Genomic DNA, 13,581 nt, shown 5'->3' with positions numbered 1-13,581 from the left:
TGCCCCTGACAACCGTTAACGAACAGAGTTTAATCAGCCCTTTTCGACCTGACCAAAATCCAGCTCTACCGGTGTAGAACGACCGAAGATCAAAACGGAGACCTTCACGCGGCTCTTTTCGTAATCCACCTCTTCAACGGTACCGTTGAAGTCGGCGAACGGACCATCAGCAACCCGCACCATTTCACCCGGTTCAAACAGGGTTTTCGGACGCGGCTTGTCGTGGGCATCTTGCAGACGATTGAGGATGGCATCCGCTTCTTTATCAGAGATAGGAGCAGGACGATCAGAGGTGCCACCAATGAAGCCCATGACGCGCGGTACGTTGCGTACCAAGTGCCATGTAGTCTCATCCATGATCATCTGAACCAGGACGTAGCCCGGGAAAAACTTGCGCTCACTCTTGCGCTTCTGGCCAGCGCGCATCTCGACCACTTCTTCGGTCGGGACCAGCACTTCACCGAACATGTCTTCCATGCCATGCATCTTGATATGTTCACGCAGGGATTTGGCAACACGGCCTTCATAGCCGGAAAACGCCTGCACCACATACCATCTCATACGTTGTTCACGTTGTTCAGTCATGGCTTATCCTTACACACCGGTAATCAGGTTGACCAACCAGACCAAGGCACCGTCCAGAATGAACAGCAACAGCCCCATCACGGCAGTCACCGCCAGCACAATCAGGGTTGTCTGAATGGCTTCCTGACGGGTCGGCCATACGACCTTGCGGACTTCCAGGCGAGACTCACGGGCAAATGCCAGTGTCGCCTTTCCCTTGGTGGTTTGCAGGGCTACTGCACCGGCAGCAGCAATGACAACGACCACACCCAGGGCGCGGACGGCAGCGACGACATCGTTGAGCAGGTAATTACCCACTACAGCGGCCGCCAGGATAATGAAAACCAGGCCCCAAAGCAGGGTATCCTTGCTTCCGCCCTGGCTCTCAGAACTAACACTCATACAACCCACCTGTATCTGACGTAACCAAAGACACAAAAGCCCCGTACGAGACGAGGTATATGGCAGGGGCGGCAGGACTCGAACCCGCAACCATCGGTTTTGGAGACCGCTGTTCTACCAATTCGAACTACGCCCCTGCATAAGAAAGCCCCTATTATAGGGGCTTTGCTTTATTTATGTAAGCCAAAGATTAAGCGATAACTTTAGCTACAACACCAGCACCTACGGTACGGCCACCTTCACGGATGGCGAAACGCAGGCCGTCGTCCATCGCGATCGGCGCAATCAGGGTAACAACCATCTTGATGTTGTCGCCCGGCATTACCATCTCTACACCTTCCGGCAGTTCGATGGTACCGGTCACGTCGGTAGTACGGAAGTAGAACTGCGGACGGTAGCCTTTGAAGAACGGGGTATGACGACCACCTTCTTCTTTGGACAGCACGTACACTTCAGATTCAAACTTGGTGTGCGGCTTGATGGTGCCCGGCTTGGCCAGTACCTGACCACGCTCTACGTCTTCACGCTTCACGCCACGCAGCAGCGCGCCGATGTTCTCGCCTGCACGACCTTCGTCCAGCAGTTTGCGGAACATTTCAACGCCGGTACAAGTGGTCTTGGTGGTATCTTTGATACCAACGATTTCCACTTCTTCACCAACTTTGACGATACCGCGCTCTACACGACCGGTTACTACGGTACCACGGCCAGCGATGGAGAATACGTCTTCGATAGGCATCAGGAACGGCAGGTCGATGGCACGCTCCGGCTCCGGAATGTAGGTGTCCAGGTGGCCAGCCAGTTCCAGAATCTTCTCTTCCCACTGAGCTTCGCCTTCCAGCGCTTTCAGTGCGGAACCACGGACTACCGGCAGGTCATCACCCGGGAAGTCGTACTCGGACAGCAGTTCGCGAACTTCCATCTCGACCAGTTCCAGCAGCTCTTCGTCATCTACCATGTCACACTTGTTCATGAACACGATGATGTACGGAACGCCTACCTGACGACCCAGCAGGATGTGCTCACGAGTCTGCGGCATCGGGCCGTCAGTCGCTGCTACTACCAGAATCGCGCCGTCCATCTGGGCAGCACCGGTGATCATGTTTTTAACGTAGTCGGCGTGACCCGGGCAGTCTACGTGCGCGTAGTGGCGGGTAGCGGTGTCGTATTCTACGTGGGAGGTGTTGATGGTGATACCACGCTCACGCTCTTCCGGTGCCTTGTCGATCTGGTCGAAGGCGAAAGCCTTACCACCGAAGTGCTTGGCCAGCACGTTGGTGATAGCGGCAGTCAGGGTGGTTTTACCGTGGTCAACGTGGCCGATGGTACCCACGTTAACGTGCGGTTTATTACGCTCAAATTTTTCTTTAGACATGATCGTCCCTCTAAACTAACGCTGAGTACGCGGTGGCAAGCTAACCACAGAACAGTTTATATGATGGATTTGAATCTGGTGGGGAAGAGAGGCTGGTGCTGACAGGCAGGTTCGATTGCCGAACTCACCCTAAGGTGTGGCTCTGCTATCGCCTGAGCCGTATCAGCATCTTGGAGCGGGCAGCGGGAATCGAACCCGCATCATCAGCTTGGAAGGCTGAGGTAATAGCCATTATACGATGCCCGCATTTCTCTAACCCAAAGAACTCAAACCGCAGAGAAATATGGTGGAGGGAGAAGGATTCGAACCTTCGAAGGCAGAGCCGTCAGATTTACAGTCTGATCCCTTTGGCCGCTCGGGAACCCCTCCAGTTGCATAAATGCCACAACGGTAATTCTGCTTGCACCCGTTGTTTTATCGCTTTTGCCGAGCAAATAGACGACAGACATCTAAGCGTCGCGCATTTTATGGTAAGCATTTTGGGGATGCAACCATTGCGCCTTGCAAAATGTGCATTATTGCCAGGAACCAGGCAAAAAAGGACTCACTCTCCGCTCGAAACCGTCGCTTCTCTTGTCGCTCCCCACCCCTTGGTGTATGGTCGCCCTGCCCAAGAAACAGTGATGACACCATGACGACAGAGCATAACCCCTATCTGCAATTCACCCGCGAACAATGGGCGTTATTGCGCGACTCGGTCCCTTTGACCCTGACCGAGCACGATCTGCAGACCCTGCGCGGGATCAATGAAAAGGTGTCATTGCAGGAGGTAGAAGAGATCTATCTGCCCCTCTCCCGCCTGCTCAACCTCTACGTCAAGGCCAAGCAACGCCGCAGTAGGGTACTGGAACAGTTTCTCGGTCAGTCCCGCGGCAAGGGTACCTACATCATCAGCATCGCCGGCAGCGTGGCGGGCGGCAAGAGCACCACGGCGCGCATCATGCAGGCACTGCTGGAGCGCTGGCCGGAACACCCGCGGGTGGAGCTGGTCACCACCGACGGCTTTCTCTATCCCAACAAGGTGCTGGAAGAGCGCGGCCTGATGCGCCGCAAGGGTTTCCCGGAATCCTATGACATCCGTCATCTGGTGGAATTTGTCGCCAACATCCGCGCCGGCCACGAAAAAGTCGAAGCGCCCGTCTACTCCCACCTTATCTACGACATCATCCCTGATGAGAAGAAGGTGGTGGAGCAGCCGGACATCCTGATCCTCGAAGGGCTCAATGTACTGCAGAGCGGCATGGATTATCCGCAGGAGCCCCATAGAGTCTTCGTCTCCGATTTCGTCGACTTCTCCATCTATGTGGATGCCGAGGCCGAGCTGCTGCGCACCTGGTATATCGAGCGCTTCCTCAAGTTCCGCAGCGGCGCTTTCTCGGATCCGGACTCCTACTTCCACCACTACGCCAAACTGGCGGAGAGCGAAGCAACCAAGATTGCCAACAACATCTGGCAAGATATCAACTATCTGAATTTGAAAGAGAACATACTGCCGACCCGGGAGCGGGCCAACCTGATCCTGACCAAGGGCAACGAGCACGCCATCGAGCAGATCAAGCTGCGCAAGTAGCAGCTACCAACACGAATCACAATGAAGAGGGGGCCCGCAGGCCCCCTCTTCTATTCATGACGCTCGCCACCGTCTTCAGTCACCCCGGCGCAGGGAGATCTCGCCGCCCAGGTAGAACTTGATCCCCTCTGCGGTCTCCAGCCGCAGGGCGCCGCGATCATCGATGCCGCGCGCCACGCCGCGGATCTCCTGCTCGCCCATCAGCAACCGCACCGGCCGGCCGGCGAAGTGGTCGAGCCGGTTCCAGTCCGCCACGAAGCTGGCGAGACCACTCTGCTCGAAGGTGAGCATGGCCTGCTGCAGGTGGTCGAGCACCCGGCCGGCCAGCAGATTGCGGTCCACCAGTTCCGGCTGGATGTGGCGCAGTTCGGACCAGGCCTGATCGATCCGCTCCCCCTCCCGGCTCGGCATCGCCAGATTGAGGCCAACCCCGATCACCAGGTGGCAGCTGGCACCGGCACTGCCGCTCATCTCCACCAGAATGCCCGCCAGTTTGCGGCCCTGATAGTAGAGATCGTTCGGCCATTTCAGCTCCACCCCCGGATAACCGAGGGATTCCAGCGCCTGCACCACGGCCACGCCGACCGCCAGACTCAGCCCCATGGCGGCCGCCATGCCCTGCTCGAGCCGCCAGTACATGCTGAGGATCAGCTGGCAACCAAAGGGGGAGACCCAGGGCTTGCCGCGACGACCACGACCGGCGGTCTGGCACTCGGCCAGGCAGCTCTCGCCGGAGCTCAGCTGATTGACCCGCTCCAGCAGGTACTGGTTGGTGGAGTCGATGACCGGAAAGCAGTGTACCGGCGCCATGGGCGCCAACGCCTGCAGCTGCACCTCGTCATAGAGCGCCATCGGCACCGCCAGCCGATAACCCTTGCCGGTCAAGCTGAACAGGTCCAGCCCCAGCTCCTTGAGCGCGGCCATGTGCTTGCTGACCGCCGCCCGGCTGATACCGAGCTGCTCACCCAGTTGTTCGCCGGAGTGAAACTGGCCGTCGCTGAGCAGGGTGATCAGGGTCTGTCTGATGGGGGTCAGGGTCATGAGAGCACCTCGTCGAGCCAGGTTTCACCGCTGCGCCCCATGAAGCGCACCTCGTGTTCCAGCAGCACGCCGAACTTCTGCTCCACGCTGTCGCGTACGTGAGCCGCCAGGGCGATAAGCTCCATGGCGCTGGCTCCGCCCAGGTTGACCAGCACCAGGGCCTGCTCCTGATGCACGGCGGCGCGGCCGATGGCAAACCCCTTGAGGCCGCACTGATCGATGAGCCAACCCGCGGCCAGCTTGGCCTGCCCGTCAGCGGCCGGGTAGCAGGGAAGGTGCGGGAATTGCTGCTTGAGCTGGTCGGCCTGCGCCGCCGTCACCACGGGGTTCTTGAAGAAGCTGCCCGCGTTGCCGAGCACGGCCGGATCCGGCAGCTTGGCCATGCGGGTGGCGCAGACGGTGTCGAAGATGGCCTGCGCCGAGGGCTGCTCACCGAGCGCGGCCAGCGGACCATAACCCGCCACCGGCTGCCAGGCCTTGGCGAGGCGCAGCCCGACGGCGGTGATGAAGTGGCTGTCCTGACAGGCGTGCTTGAAGATGCTGTCGCGATAGCCGAATCCGCAGGCGGCCGCCTCGATACGCTCCAGCTGGCCGCTCTGCCAGTTGAACGCCTCCACATAGGCACAGACGCTGGCCAGCTCGACCCCGTAGGCGCCGATATTCTGCACCGGAGCGGCCCCGACCGTGCCCGGGATCAGCGCCAGGTTCTCGAGCCCGAACCAGCCCTGCTGCAGGCTATGGCACACCAGCTCATGCCAGTTCTCGCCGGCCGCCACGTGCAGCAGCCAATGATCCCCCTCGTCGTGCAGCGTTATCCCCTTCAGACGGTTGAGCACTACGACACCGGCGAAGTCATCGCAAAACAGCACGTTGCTGCCACAACCCAGCACCAGCCGCGGCAAGTCGGCCAGCTCGGGGTTGGCTACCAGTTGCGGCAGATCGTCGATCCGTTCCACTTCGGCCAGCCAGCGGCAATGGGCATCGAGGGCGAGGGTGTTGAGCGTCAACAAGGAGGCGTAAGGGGTGAGTTTCATCTGCGTGTCCCGACAATGGCAAGCGGGCAGTCTACCTTATATTGCCGCCGGACGAAAAATCCGCCCCCCTTTTCGGACTCATGCCGCAGGAGTAGAGTATCCGGCTCCGACGCTTGAGGAAGTACTCATGAACAACCAATTTGCCGTCATCGGCCTGGGACTGTTTGGCAGCGCCCTGTGTGAAGAGCTGCAACGGCAGGATGCCGAGGTGCTGGCGATAGACATCGACGAGAGCAAGACCCGTCAGATAGCCACCCTCTGCAACCACGTCATCGTCGCCGATGCCACCGACGAGGCCACGGTAGCCGAGCTGGGGCTGGCCGACTTCGACATTGTCTTCGTCGCCATCGGTGACAACCTCGAGACCAGCATCCTCACCACCCTCGTCCTCAAGGAAGCCGGCGTGAAGAAGGTGTGGGTCAAGGCGCGCGACAAGTTCCACGCCAAGATCCTGCAGAAGGTGGGGGCCGACAAGGTGATCAACCCGGAGTGGGACATGGGCCGCCGGGTCGCCCAGAGCATGCTGGACAACCGGTTGTTCGACTATCTGGAGCTGGGCCACGACATGGTGCTGACCGAATTCGTCATCGGTTTGCCGCAAAATGGCCGCACCCTCGCCGACCTGCATCTGCTGCAGCAGACCGAACTGCAACTGCTGGCCATCAAGCGCGGCCAGGTGCTGCACAACGTGCTGACCGGCAAGATGGAGCTGCAACTGGGTGACATCCTGATCCTGGCAGGCAACAAGCACGCCATCGACCACTGGCTGGAAACCCTATGACCCGCTGGCGTAGCAACTACGCCTTCGCCCTGCACCGGGACGACGAGTCGCGCTGGAGCGAAGCCAAGCTGATCCTCGGCAGCTTCCTGATCATCCTGCTGGTCGGCACCCTGTTTCTGGTGCAGCCCTCCAGCCACAACGGCGAAGTGAGCTTCATCAACGCCCTGTTCACCGCCACCTCGGCCATCAGCGTGACCGGGCTCGGAGTGGTGGATACCGGCACCGCCTTCACCCTGCAGGGGCAGATCTTTCTGTTGATGCTGATGGAGATTGGCGGCCTCGGCCAGATGACCATGACCCTGCTGCTGATCGCCATGTTCAGCAAGCGGGTCGGTCTGCGCCAGCAGGTGCTGGCCAAGGAGGCGCTGGGCCAGGAGGGGTCGGTCAACATCATCCAGCTGGTGAAGCGGATCGTGCTGTTCGCCTTCATCGCCCAGCTCATCGGCACCGGCCTGATGGCCATCCGCTGGGTACCCGAGCTCGGCTGGGAGCGCGGCCTCTACGTCAGCTTCTTCCACGCGGTCTCGGCCTTCAACAACGCCGGCTTCTCGCTGTTTGCCAACAATCTTATGGACTACAGAGACGACCCCATCATCAGCCTGACCATAGCCGCGCTGATCATTCTGGGGGGGATCGGCTTCACCGTCATCGTCGACCTGGTGCGCAACCGCCGCTGGCGCAAGCTCAAGCTGCACAGCAAGCTGATGCTGATCATGACCCCGGCCCTGCTGCTGCTGGGTACCCTGATGTTCTGGCTGCTGGAGCACAACAACCCGGGTACCCTCGGCAAGGCCTCCTTCGGCGGTCAGTGGCTGGCGGCCTTCTTCCAGTCCACCAGCGCCCGTACCGCCGGCTTCAACTCCATCGACATCGGCCAGATGGTGCCCGCCTCCCTGTTGTTCATGATGATGCTGATGTTTGTCGGGGCCGGCGCCACCTCCACCGGTGGCGGTATCAAGGTGACCACCTTCGCGGTGGTGCTGCTGGCGACCAAGGCGTTTCTGACCAAACGCCCCCACGTCACCGCCTTCGGCCGCACCCTGTCACCCCAGATAGTGACCCGATCGCTCGCCATCATCATCGTCAGCACCATGGTGCTGATGCTGGCCATGTTCCTGCTGATGCTCACCGAGCAGCAATCCTTCGACAAGATCATGTTCGAGACCATCTCGGCGTTTGCCACCGTGGGGCTCTCCACCGGCATCACCGCCGGTCTGAGCGAACCCGGCAAGCTGATCCTGGTGCTGGTGATGATCTGCGGCCGTCTCGGCCCGCTGACCCTGGCCTTCATGCTGGCCCGCCCGAGCGAGACCCGCATCAAGTATCCGGAAGAAGCCGTCTACACCGGCTGATGACACCGGGGCCCGTCGCGGCCCCGGTCATTTGCGCTGCCGCGTCTTGAGCCAGCGTCCCGGGCTCATGCCGAACTCCCGTTCAAACGCCCGCCCAAAGGCGGTTCCACCGCTGTACCCCGCCCCCAGCGCCACCTGAGTGATGGACTCCCCTACCAGCAGCTGCTGACTGGCCAGCATCATGCGCCAGCGCGTCAGATAGCCCAGTGGCGTCTGCCCGGTCAGCGCCTGGAAATAGGCGGCGAAGCGGGCGCGCGACATGCCCGCCTCCCGTGCCAGCGTCTCGACCGTCCAGTGCTCGTCTCCCCGCTGATGCATGGCCGTGACGGCCCGCGCCAGACGCGGGTCAGAAAGCGCAGCCAGCATCCCCTGCCGGCAGAGCCCCTGTTCCACCAGATGACGCAGCAGCAGGATCAGCAGCACCTCCAGCAGACGGGAGATGATCGGTGGCTGACCGTAACGCTCGGCGAAGGCCTCCTCGAACAGCAGGGTCAGTACCGGCGCAATGGCCGGGATCGTCTGCAGCGGCAGCACCAAGGTATCCGGCAACGCCAGCTGCAGTGGTGAGTCTCCTGCCGGCCCGAACGACACGCTGGCGCACACCAGATCGCAGCCTGCCAGCTGGCAGGGTTCGAGCCTGTGTGCCTGCCCCCTGGCGTAGAGGATCAGGGTCGGCTCGGTCAGCAACAGGGGTTCACCCCCCTCTTCGCGCAGCAGCAGTTCGCCACGGCGCAACAGGTGCAGATGGCCGCCAGCGGGATAGTCGCTGCTGTGAGAGTGCTGACACAGGTTGCCGGCGAAAAAGAGACTGGCCTGGGGAGCGGCATGGGCCAGCAATATCGAGAGTGGATCCATATTTGAGACGCCTGGTAGTCAATGATGGACTCTGGGTGATAAACCGTACCATTAAAATCGGCATAGTGTCTCCCGTACCCATCCCAAACAGGAGCACATCATGAGTCGCATTCACGCCGTCGTGCAGCCCAAACCGGCTGCCGCCCCCACCTTCGCCGCCCTGAAAAGCAGCATGGGCATGGTCCCCAACCTATACGCAACCCTGGCCCATTCACCGGCCCTGCTCAACGGTCTGCTCGGCTTTGCCGACGCGCTGGGCAAGGGGCGGCTCAGCGCCCGCCAGCGGGAGCTGCTGGCACTGGCCATCGGTCAGGCCAACGCCTGCCAATACTGCCTGTCGGCCCACACCCTGCTGGCTGGCCGGGCCGGTTTCGATGACGACGCCATCCGGGCTGCCCGTCTCGCCCAGGCGGCGGATCCGCTCGATCACGCCCTGTTGCAGCTGGCGGTCGCCCTGGTCACCCAGCGCGGTGTCATCAGTGATGCGCAACTGGCCGCCGCCCGGGCGGCGGGCGTGGATGATGAGTTGATGATGGAGGTGCTGGGGCAGGTGGTCATCAATACCCTGACCAACTACGGCAATCATCTGGCGGCAACCGACATCGACTTCCCGCCGGTCACTCTCACCCCCTGACAAAGGAGCATGAATGGAACGCCATGACCGAGGTTTTCTGATCGCCCTCGTCGGGGTGGTGCTGACCCTGCTCTGGATCGGCGTGTTCAAGTTCACACCGACCGAGGCGGCGGCCATCCGGCCGCTGGTGGCAAGCCATCCGCTAATGAGCTGGCTCTATGCCGTGCTCTCGGAGCAAGCCGTCTCCAATCTGATCGGACTGGTCGAGATCCTGATCGCCGGCGGTCTGATTGCCGGCCTGTGGCGACCACGTCTGGGCTACTGGAGCAGCCTGGGGGCCATCCTGACCTTCCTCCTGACCCTCAGCTTTCTGCTGACCCTGCCGGGCGTCTGGAAGCTGGTCGACGGAGTGCCGGTCACCGAGTTCTTCATCTTCAAGGATCTGGTACTGCTCGGCGTTGCCTGGCACTACCTGAATTTGAGTCGCGCCAGACTGGCCGACGCCTGACGACAATGCCTTTTTGCGCCCCGACAGGGGCGCTTTTTTTATCAGGCAGCCTTGACCGGCCGCTTGCTCCCCCGCTTGGCTGTCCCGCTCGTACCACCAGCCGCAGTGCTGCGCTTGCGCTTGGTGAAGCGGCGCTTGTCGGCCCCGGGCGCCGCCTTGGGCAGGGCGCTGAAGCTGGCCCCCGAATCCTGTCTGGCGCCGTCGATCAGGCCCTTCAACTGCTCGGTCAGCGGCCCCATGAATTGCTGATAGCTCGTCTGCCGCTCGGCAATCCGGCCGAGGTGCTGCTCCCACAGCGCCGTCATGTCAGGGGTGGTCGCCGTGGCAGGCAACGCCTGAATGAGAGCTCGCCCGGTCGGAGTCGCCTTGATGCTCTTGCCCTGGCGCACCAGAAAACGCCGCTTGAACAGCAGATCGATGATGCCCGCCCGGGTCGCCTCGGTGCCGAGGCCGTCGGTCTCGCGCAGGGTCTTGCGGATCTCGGGATCCTGCACGTAGCGGGCGATGCCGGTCATGGCGGCCAGCAGAGTGGCATCGGTGAACGACTTGGGCGGCTGGGTCATCTTCTCCTGCAGCTCCCCCCGCTCGCACAGCAGCTGCTCGCCCTTGCGCAGGGCCGGCAGGGTCCCCGCCTCCTCCTCGTCATCTTCCTCCACCCCGAGCAACGCCTTCCAGCCCGCCTTGAGGATCCGCCGCGCCTTGGCCTGGAACAGGCCGCCGGCGATGCGCAGCAGCACCTTGCTGTCGTTGTACTCGAACGGCGGGTAGAACTGCAGCAGGTACTGACGGGCAATCAGGCCGTAAAGCTTCGCCTCGTCAGCCCCCAGCGTTGCCGGGTTGCCCTGCTTCTCGGTGGGGATGATGGCGTGGTGGGCATCCACCTTGCTGTCGTTCCACGCCTTGCTGCGGATCTTGCCGTCCGCCTCGCTCACCGCTTTGGCCAGCGCCGGCGCCGTGCTGGCGATGGCCTCCCGTACCTGGCCGGCCCGGTTGAAGTGATCGCTCGGCAGGTGACGGCTGTCGGATCTGGGGTAAGTAATGAGCTTGTGGCGCTCGTAGAGCCCCTGGCAGACGTCCAGCACCCGCTTGGCGTCCATGCCGAACCGCTTGGCGGCATCGATCTGCAGGCTGGAGAGGTTGTAGGGCAGCGGCGCCGCCTGCTTGCGGGCCTGCTCCTCCACCTCTTCCACCAGTGCGGGTTGACCCTGGATCCGCTCCACCACCTTGGCGGCCAGCGCCCGGTTGAGCACTCGCCCCTCCTCGTCCTGCCAGGGTAGACAGGCCTCGGAGGGCAACCACTTGGCGCTGAAGTGCTCGTTGCCTTCGGTCTGTAGATGGGCCAGCACCTCGAAGAAGGGTTTGGGCACGAAGGCTTCTATCTCGAGATCCCGCCGTACCACCAACCCCAGCAGCGGCGTCTGTACCCGACCGACCGACAGCAGCTCACTGCAACCCCCCTTGCGGCCAAGCAGGGTATAGGCCCGGGTCATGTTGATGCCGTAGAGCCAGTCGGCCCGGCTGCGGGCCAGCGCCGACACCGCCAGCGGCACGAACTCCTTGTTGTCTCTGAGCTTGTCGAGGGCTCGGCGTACCGCCGGCGGGTTGAGATCGCTGATGAGACAGCGCAGCACCGGCCTGGTTTTGCCGTAGCCGAGGAAATCGATCACCTCGTCCACCAGCAGTTGCCCCTCCCGGTCCGGGTCACCGGCGTTGACCACGCAGTCGGCTTGTTTGATCAGCCGCTTGATGACGGTGAGCTGGGTCTTGGTCTTCGGCTTGGCCACCAGTTGCCACTGGCTCGGGATGATGGGCAGCGATTCCATGCGCCACTGCTTGTAGGCGGCGTCATAGGCATCGGGCTCGGCCTGCTCCAGCAGATGGCCGATGCACCAGGTCACCACATCCCCCTGCGCGGTTTCGATAAAACCGTCCCCCTTCTTGTGGGGCTTGGGCAGCACGTCGGCAATGGCACGTCCCAGACTGGGCTTCTCGGCGATGAAGAGTCGCATGGCAAACACCTGAACACTGTATATGTGAACAGTATATAACGGGGCCCAGGCAAAGCCCAAGCCCTCCCCGGGCGCGAGGCGACAGGCCCTTGCCGAGGCAGGAACGATGAGAGGGGGTGGCGGGCGGGTGCACAGCACCGCCGGGTCGTGGATGGCAGGCCCAGGCTGGCCATGCTTCAAACGAGGACAAAAAAGACGGCAAAATCGCAGGAAGTTAAATTAAATTCAATTAAATGATAAATTACAAAATAATAAATGCATTTAAAATAACAATACAAAATATAAATCATGATAGAGGTCAATCAACTACCTCTCCATGGATACTACTATATTGGTAATATTTGATCGTAGGAAAACGCCGTCATGCTTGGAAAATTGTTGAGAAAAACCTGGTTCTGGCTACTGTTGCTCGGAGCCCTCTTGGGCGTTGCAGCGCTGGGGGTCACGGTGACCGTCATGCACAAGACCAGCTCCACCGAGTTCTGCGTCTCCTGTCACTCCATGCAGACCCCGCTGGCCGAGTATCAGGGCAGCGTCCACTTCCAGAACGTGAAGGGCATTCGTGCCGAGTGCGCCGACTGCCACATTCCGGGTGATCCCACCTCCTATCTGTGGACCAAGATCCGCGCCGTAAAGGATATCTATCACGAGGCGATGGGCACCCTCGACACCCCTGAGAAATATGAGGCTCACAAGCTGCGGATGGCGCAGTCGGTGTGGGACGAGCTGAAGGCCAACGACTCCGCCACCTGCCGCAGCTGCCACAGCTACGCGGCCATGGACATCCTGGCCCAGCGCCCCAACGCCCGTGCCGAACACCCGGTCGCCATCAAGGAGGGCCAGACCTGCATCGACTGCCACCGCGGCGTCGCCCACATCATGCCCGACATGAGCGGCCTGGCCGCCGCCGGTGCCAGCGAGCTGGCGCAAGCCGCCGCCCAGACTCCGGCCAGCGTCACCACCCGTTACGCCATCGCCACCACCCCGCTCTATCTGGATGCCGGCGCCAAGACCGACGAAGGCACCCTGATGCCCTCCACCCAGGTGGAAGTGCTGGCCAACGACAACGGCCGCGCCCAGGTGCGCATCGACGGTTGGCAGCAGGACGGGGTGAGCGAGGTGTTCTACGCCGCTCCCGGCAAGCGCATCCTGAGCACCCTGCTCGGCGACAAGGCCAAGGCGCAGCTCACCACCGGCAAGAGCGAAACCGACAGCGCCACCAACCTCACCTGGCATCAGGTCAGCCTGACCGCCTGGGTGGATCAGAGCCAGCTCATCGGCGATCAGGGCAAGCTGTGGCAGTACGCCTCCACCCTGATGTCCAACAACTGTACCGGCTGCCACGGCCTCACCGCACTGGATCACTTCAATGCCAACCAGTGGATCGGCGTCATCAAGGGGATGGAATCACGCACCTCCCTGACCCCGGAACAGGCACGCATGTTGACCCAATACGTCCAGAAACATGCCAGTGACATGAACGCGGCGCACTAAGGCTGGCACAGAGGAAATCGTC

The 13,581-nt window shown here is 61.5% G+C and carries 13 protein-coding genes and 3 tRNA genes; 6 read left to right on the top strand and 10 right to left on the bottom strand.

Features of this window, described 5'->3' with window-relative positions; all coding sequences use genetic code 11:
* Positions 1-33 precede the first annotated feature (33 nt).
* The 6 genes from nusG to OKB87_RS16285 all read right to left on the bottom strand — a co-directional run bounded on the left by nusG (position 34) and on the right by OKB87_RS16285 (position 2,710).
* Complete coding sequence (nusG, locus tag OKB87_RS16310) at positions 34-585, bottom strand: transcription termination/antitermination protein NusG (protein WP_005306318.1); 552 nt, start codon at positions 583-585, stop codon at positions 34-36.
* A 9-nt stretch (positions 586-594) separates the two neighbouring features.
* Complete coding sequence (secE, locus tag OKB87_RS16305) at positions 595-966, bottom strand: preprotein translocase subunit SecE (protein WP_011707705.1); 372 nt, start codon at positions 964-966, stop codon at positions 595-597.
* A 60-nt stretch (positions 967-1,026) separates the two neighbouring features.
* Positions 1,027-1,103: transfer RNA gene (locus OKB87_RS16300), tRNA-Trp, on the bottom strand.
* A gap of 53 nt (positions 1,104-1,156) precedes the next feature.
* Positions 1,157-2,341 carry an elongation factor Tu gene (gene tuf, locus OKB87_RS16295; RefSeq protein WP_011707694.1) on the bottom strand — a complete coding sequence of 395 codons (1,185 nt, stop codon included), beginning with the start codon at positions 2,339-2,341 and terminating at the stop codon, positions 1,157-1,159.
* Between the two features lie 171 nt (positions 2,342-2,512).
* Positions 2,513-2,587: transfer RNA gene (locus OKB87_RS16290), tRNA-Gly, on the bottom strand.
* A gap of 38 nt (positions 2,588-2,625) precedes the next feature.
* Positions 2,626-2,710: transfer RNA gene (locus OKB87_RS16285), tRNA-Tyr, on the bottom strand.
* A gap of 262 nt (positions 2,711-2,972) precedes the next feature.
* On the opposite strand from OKB87_RS16285, the gene coaA reads away from it, so the two are divergent.
* Complete coding sequence (gene coaA / locus OKB87_RS16280) at positions 2,973-3,911, top strand: type I pantothenate kinase (RefSeq protein ID WP_011707706.1); 939 nt, start codon at positions 2,973-2,975, stop codon at positions 3,909-3,911.
* 75 nt (positions 3,912-3,986) lie between these two features.
* Here the strand turns inward: coaA and birA are convergent, their stop codons facing one another.
* A complete protein-coding gene (gene birA / locus OKB87_RS16275) occupies positions 3,987-4,952 on the bottom strand; it encodes a bifunctional biotin--[acetyl-CoA-carboxylase] ligase/biotin operon repressor BirA (protein WP_011707707.1) in 966 nt (321 codons plus the stop codon).
* Entirely contained in the window at positions 4,949-5,986 is a 1,038-nt protein-coding gene (gene murB / locus OKB87_RS16270; protein WP_270828003.1) for a UDP-N-acetylmuramate dehydrogenase, read from the bottom strand. The genes birA and murB overlap by 4 nt, the downstream gene beginning before the upstream one ends.
* A gap of 127 nt (positions 5,987-6,113) precedes the next feature.
* Between murB and OKB87_RS16265 the strand changes: the two genes are divergently transcribed.
* Together OKB87_RS16265 and OKB87_RS16260 are read left to right on the top strand one after the other, a co-directional pair.
* On the top strand, positions 6,114-6,767 hold the full coding sequence (locus OKB87_RS16265; protein ID WP_011707709.1) for a potassium channel family protein: 654 nt from the start codon (positions 6,114-6,116) through the stop codon (positions 6,765-6,767).
* Positions 6,764-8,119 carry a TrkH family potassium uptake protein gene (locus tag OKB87_RS16260; RefSeq protein WP_135318816.1) on the top strand — a complete coding sequence of 452 codons (1,356 nt, stop codon included), beginning with the start codon at positions 6,764-6,766 and terminating at the stop codon, positions 8,117-8,119. Before OKB87_RS16265 ends, OKB87_RS16260 begins: the two co-directional genes overlap by 4 nt.
* Before the next feature lie 27 nt (positions 8,120-8,146).
* Here the strand turns inward: OKB87_RS16260 and OKB87_RS16255 are convergent, their stop codons facing one another.
* Positions 8,147-8,974, bottom strand: a complete 828-nt coding sequence (locus OKB87_RS16255) for a helix-turn-helix transcriptional regulator (protein ID WP_270828002.1) — start codon at positions 8,972-8,974, stop codon at positions 8,147-8,149.
* Between the two features lie 100 nt (positions 8,975-9,074).
* On the opposite strand from OKB87_RS16255, the gene OKB87_RS16250 reads away from it, so the two are divergent.
* Both OKB87_RS16250 and OKB87_RS16245 read left to right on the top strand, forming a co-directional pair.
* On the top strand, positions 9,075-9,608 hold the full coding sequence (locus OKB87_RS16250) for a carboxymuconolactone decarboxylase family protein (protein WP_270828001.1): 534 nt from the start codon (positions 9,075-9,077) through the stop codon (positions 9,606-9,608).
* A 13-nt stretch (positions 9,609-9,621) separates the two neighbouring features.
* Positions 9,622-10,056: a DUF417 family protein gene (locus tag OKB87_RS16245; protein WP_270828000.1), complete on the top strand. Its 435-nt coding sequence runs from the start codon at positions 9,622-9,624 to the stop codon at positions 10,054-10,056.
* Positions 10,057-10,097: 41 nt separating this feature from the next.
* Here the strand turns inward: OKB87_RS16245 and OKB87_RS16240 are convergent, their stop codons facing one another.
* Positions 10,098-12,065, bottom strand: a complete 1,968-nt coding sequence (locus tag OKB87_RS16240; protein ID WP_270827999.1) for a DNA topoisomerase III — start codon at positions 12,063-12,065, stop codon at positions 10,098-10,100.
* A gap of 363 nt (positions 12,066-12,428) precedes the next feature.
* Here OKB87_RS16240 and OKB87_RS16235 point away from each other — a divergent pair, with 363 nt between their 5' ends.
* On the top strand, positions 12,429-13,559 hold the full coding sequence (locus tag OKB87_RS16235) for a NapC/NirT family cytochrome c (protein ID WP_270827998.1): 1,131 nt from the start codon (positions 12,429-12,431) through the stop codon (positions 13,557-13,559).
* The last annotated feature ends 22 nt before the right edge of the window (positions 13,560-13,581 follow it).

The organism is Aeromonas sp. Y318-1, assembly GCF_027706125.1.
In the GTDB taxonomy this organism is placed as follows: Bacteria; Pseudomonadota; Gammaproteobacteria; order Enterobacterales; family Aeromonadaceae; genus Aeromonas; species Aeromonas hydrophila.
Note: the sequence above shows the minus strand (reverse complement) of the source record. Positions and strands in the feature narration are given on the sequence as shown.

Excerpts from the sequence above, each read along its gene's own strand:
- nusG (WP_005306318.1), bottom strand. The coding sequence starts at position 585 with ATGACTGAACAACGTGAACAACGTATGAGATGGTATGTGGTGCAGGCG.
- OKB87_RS16245 (WP_270828000.1), top strand. The coding sequence starts at position 9,622 with ATGGAACGCCATGACCGAGGTTTTCTGATCGCCCTCGTCGGGGTGGTG.
- coaA (WP_011707706.1), top strand. The coding sequence starts at position 2,973 with ATGACGACAGAGCATAACCCCTATCTGCAATTCACCCGCGAACAATGG.
- OKB87_RS16255 (WP_270828002.1), bottom strand. The coding sequence starts at position 8,974 with ATGGATCCACTCTCGATATTGCTGGCCCATGCCGCTCCCCAGGCCAGT.
- birA (WP_011707707.1), bottom strand. The coding sequence starts at position 4,952 with ATGACCCTGACCCCCATCAGACAGACCCTGATCACCCTGCTCAGCGAC.
- OKB87_RS16235 (WP_270827998.1), top strand. The coding sequence starts at position 12,429 with ATGCTTGGAAAATTGTTGAGAAAAACCTGGTTCTGGCTACTGTTGCTC.
- OKB87_RS16250 (WP_270828001.1), top strand. The coding sequence starts at position 9,075 with ATGAGTCGCATTCACGCCGTCGTGCAGCCCAAACCGGCTGCCGCCCCC.
- secE (WP_011707705.1), bottom strand. The coding sequence starts at position 966 with ATGAGTGTTAGTTCTGAGAGCCAGGGCGGAAGCAAGGATACCCTGCTT.
- OKB87_RS16240 (WP_270827999.1), bottom strand. The coding sequence starts at position 12,065 with ATGCGACTCTTCATCGCCGAGAAGCCCAGTCTGGGACGTGCCATTGCC.
- tuf (WP_011707694.1), bottom strand. The coding sequence starts at position 2,341 with ATGTCTAAAGAAAAATTTGAGCGTAATAAACCGCACGTTAACGTGGGT.
- OKB87_RS16260 (WP_135318816.1), top strand. The coding sequence starts at position 6,764 with ATGACCCGCTGGCGTAGCAACTACGCCTTCGCCCTGCACCGGGACGAC.
- murB (WP_270828003.1), bottom strand. The coding sequence starts at position 5,986 with ATGAAACTCACCCCTTACGCCTCCTTGTTGACGCTCAACACCCTCGCC.
- OKB87_RS16265 (WP_011707709.1), top strand. The coding sequence starts at position 6,114 with ATGAACAACCAATTTGCCGTCATCGGCCTGGGACTGTTTGGCAGCGCC.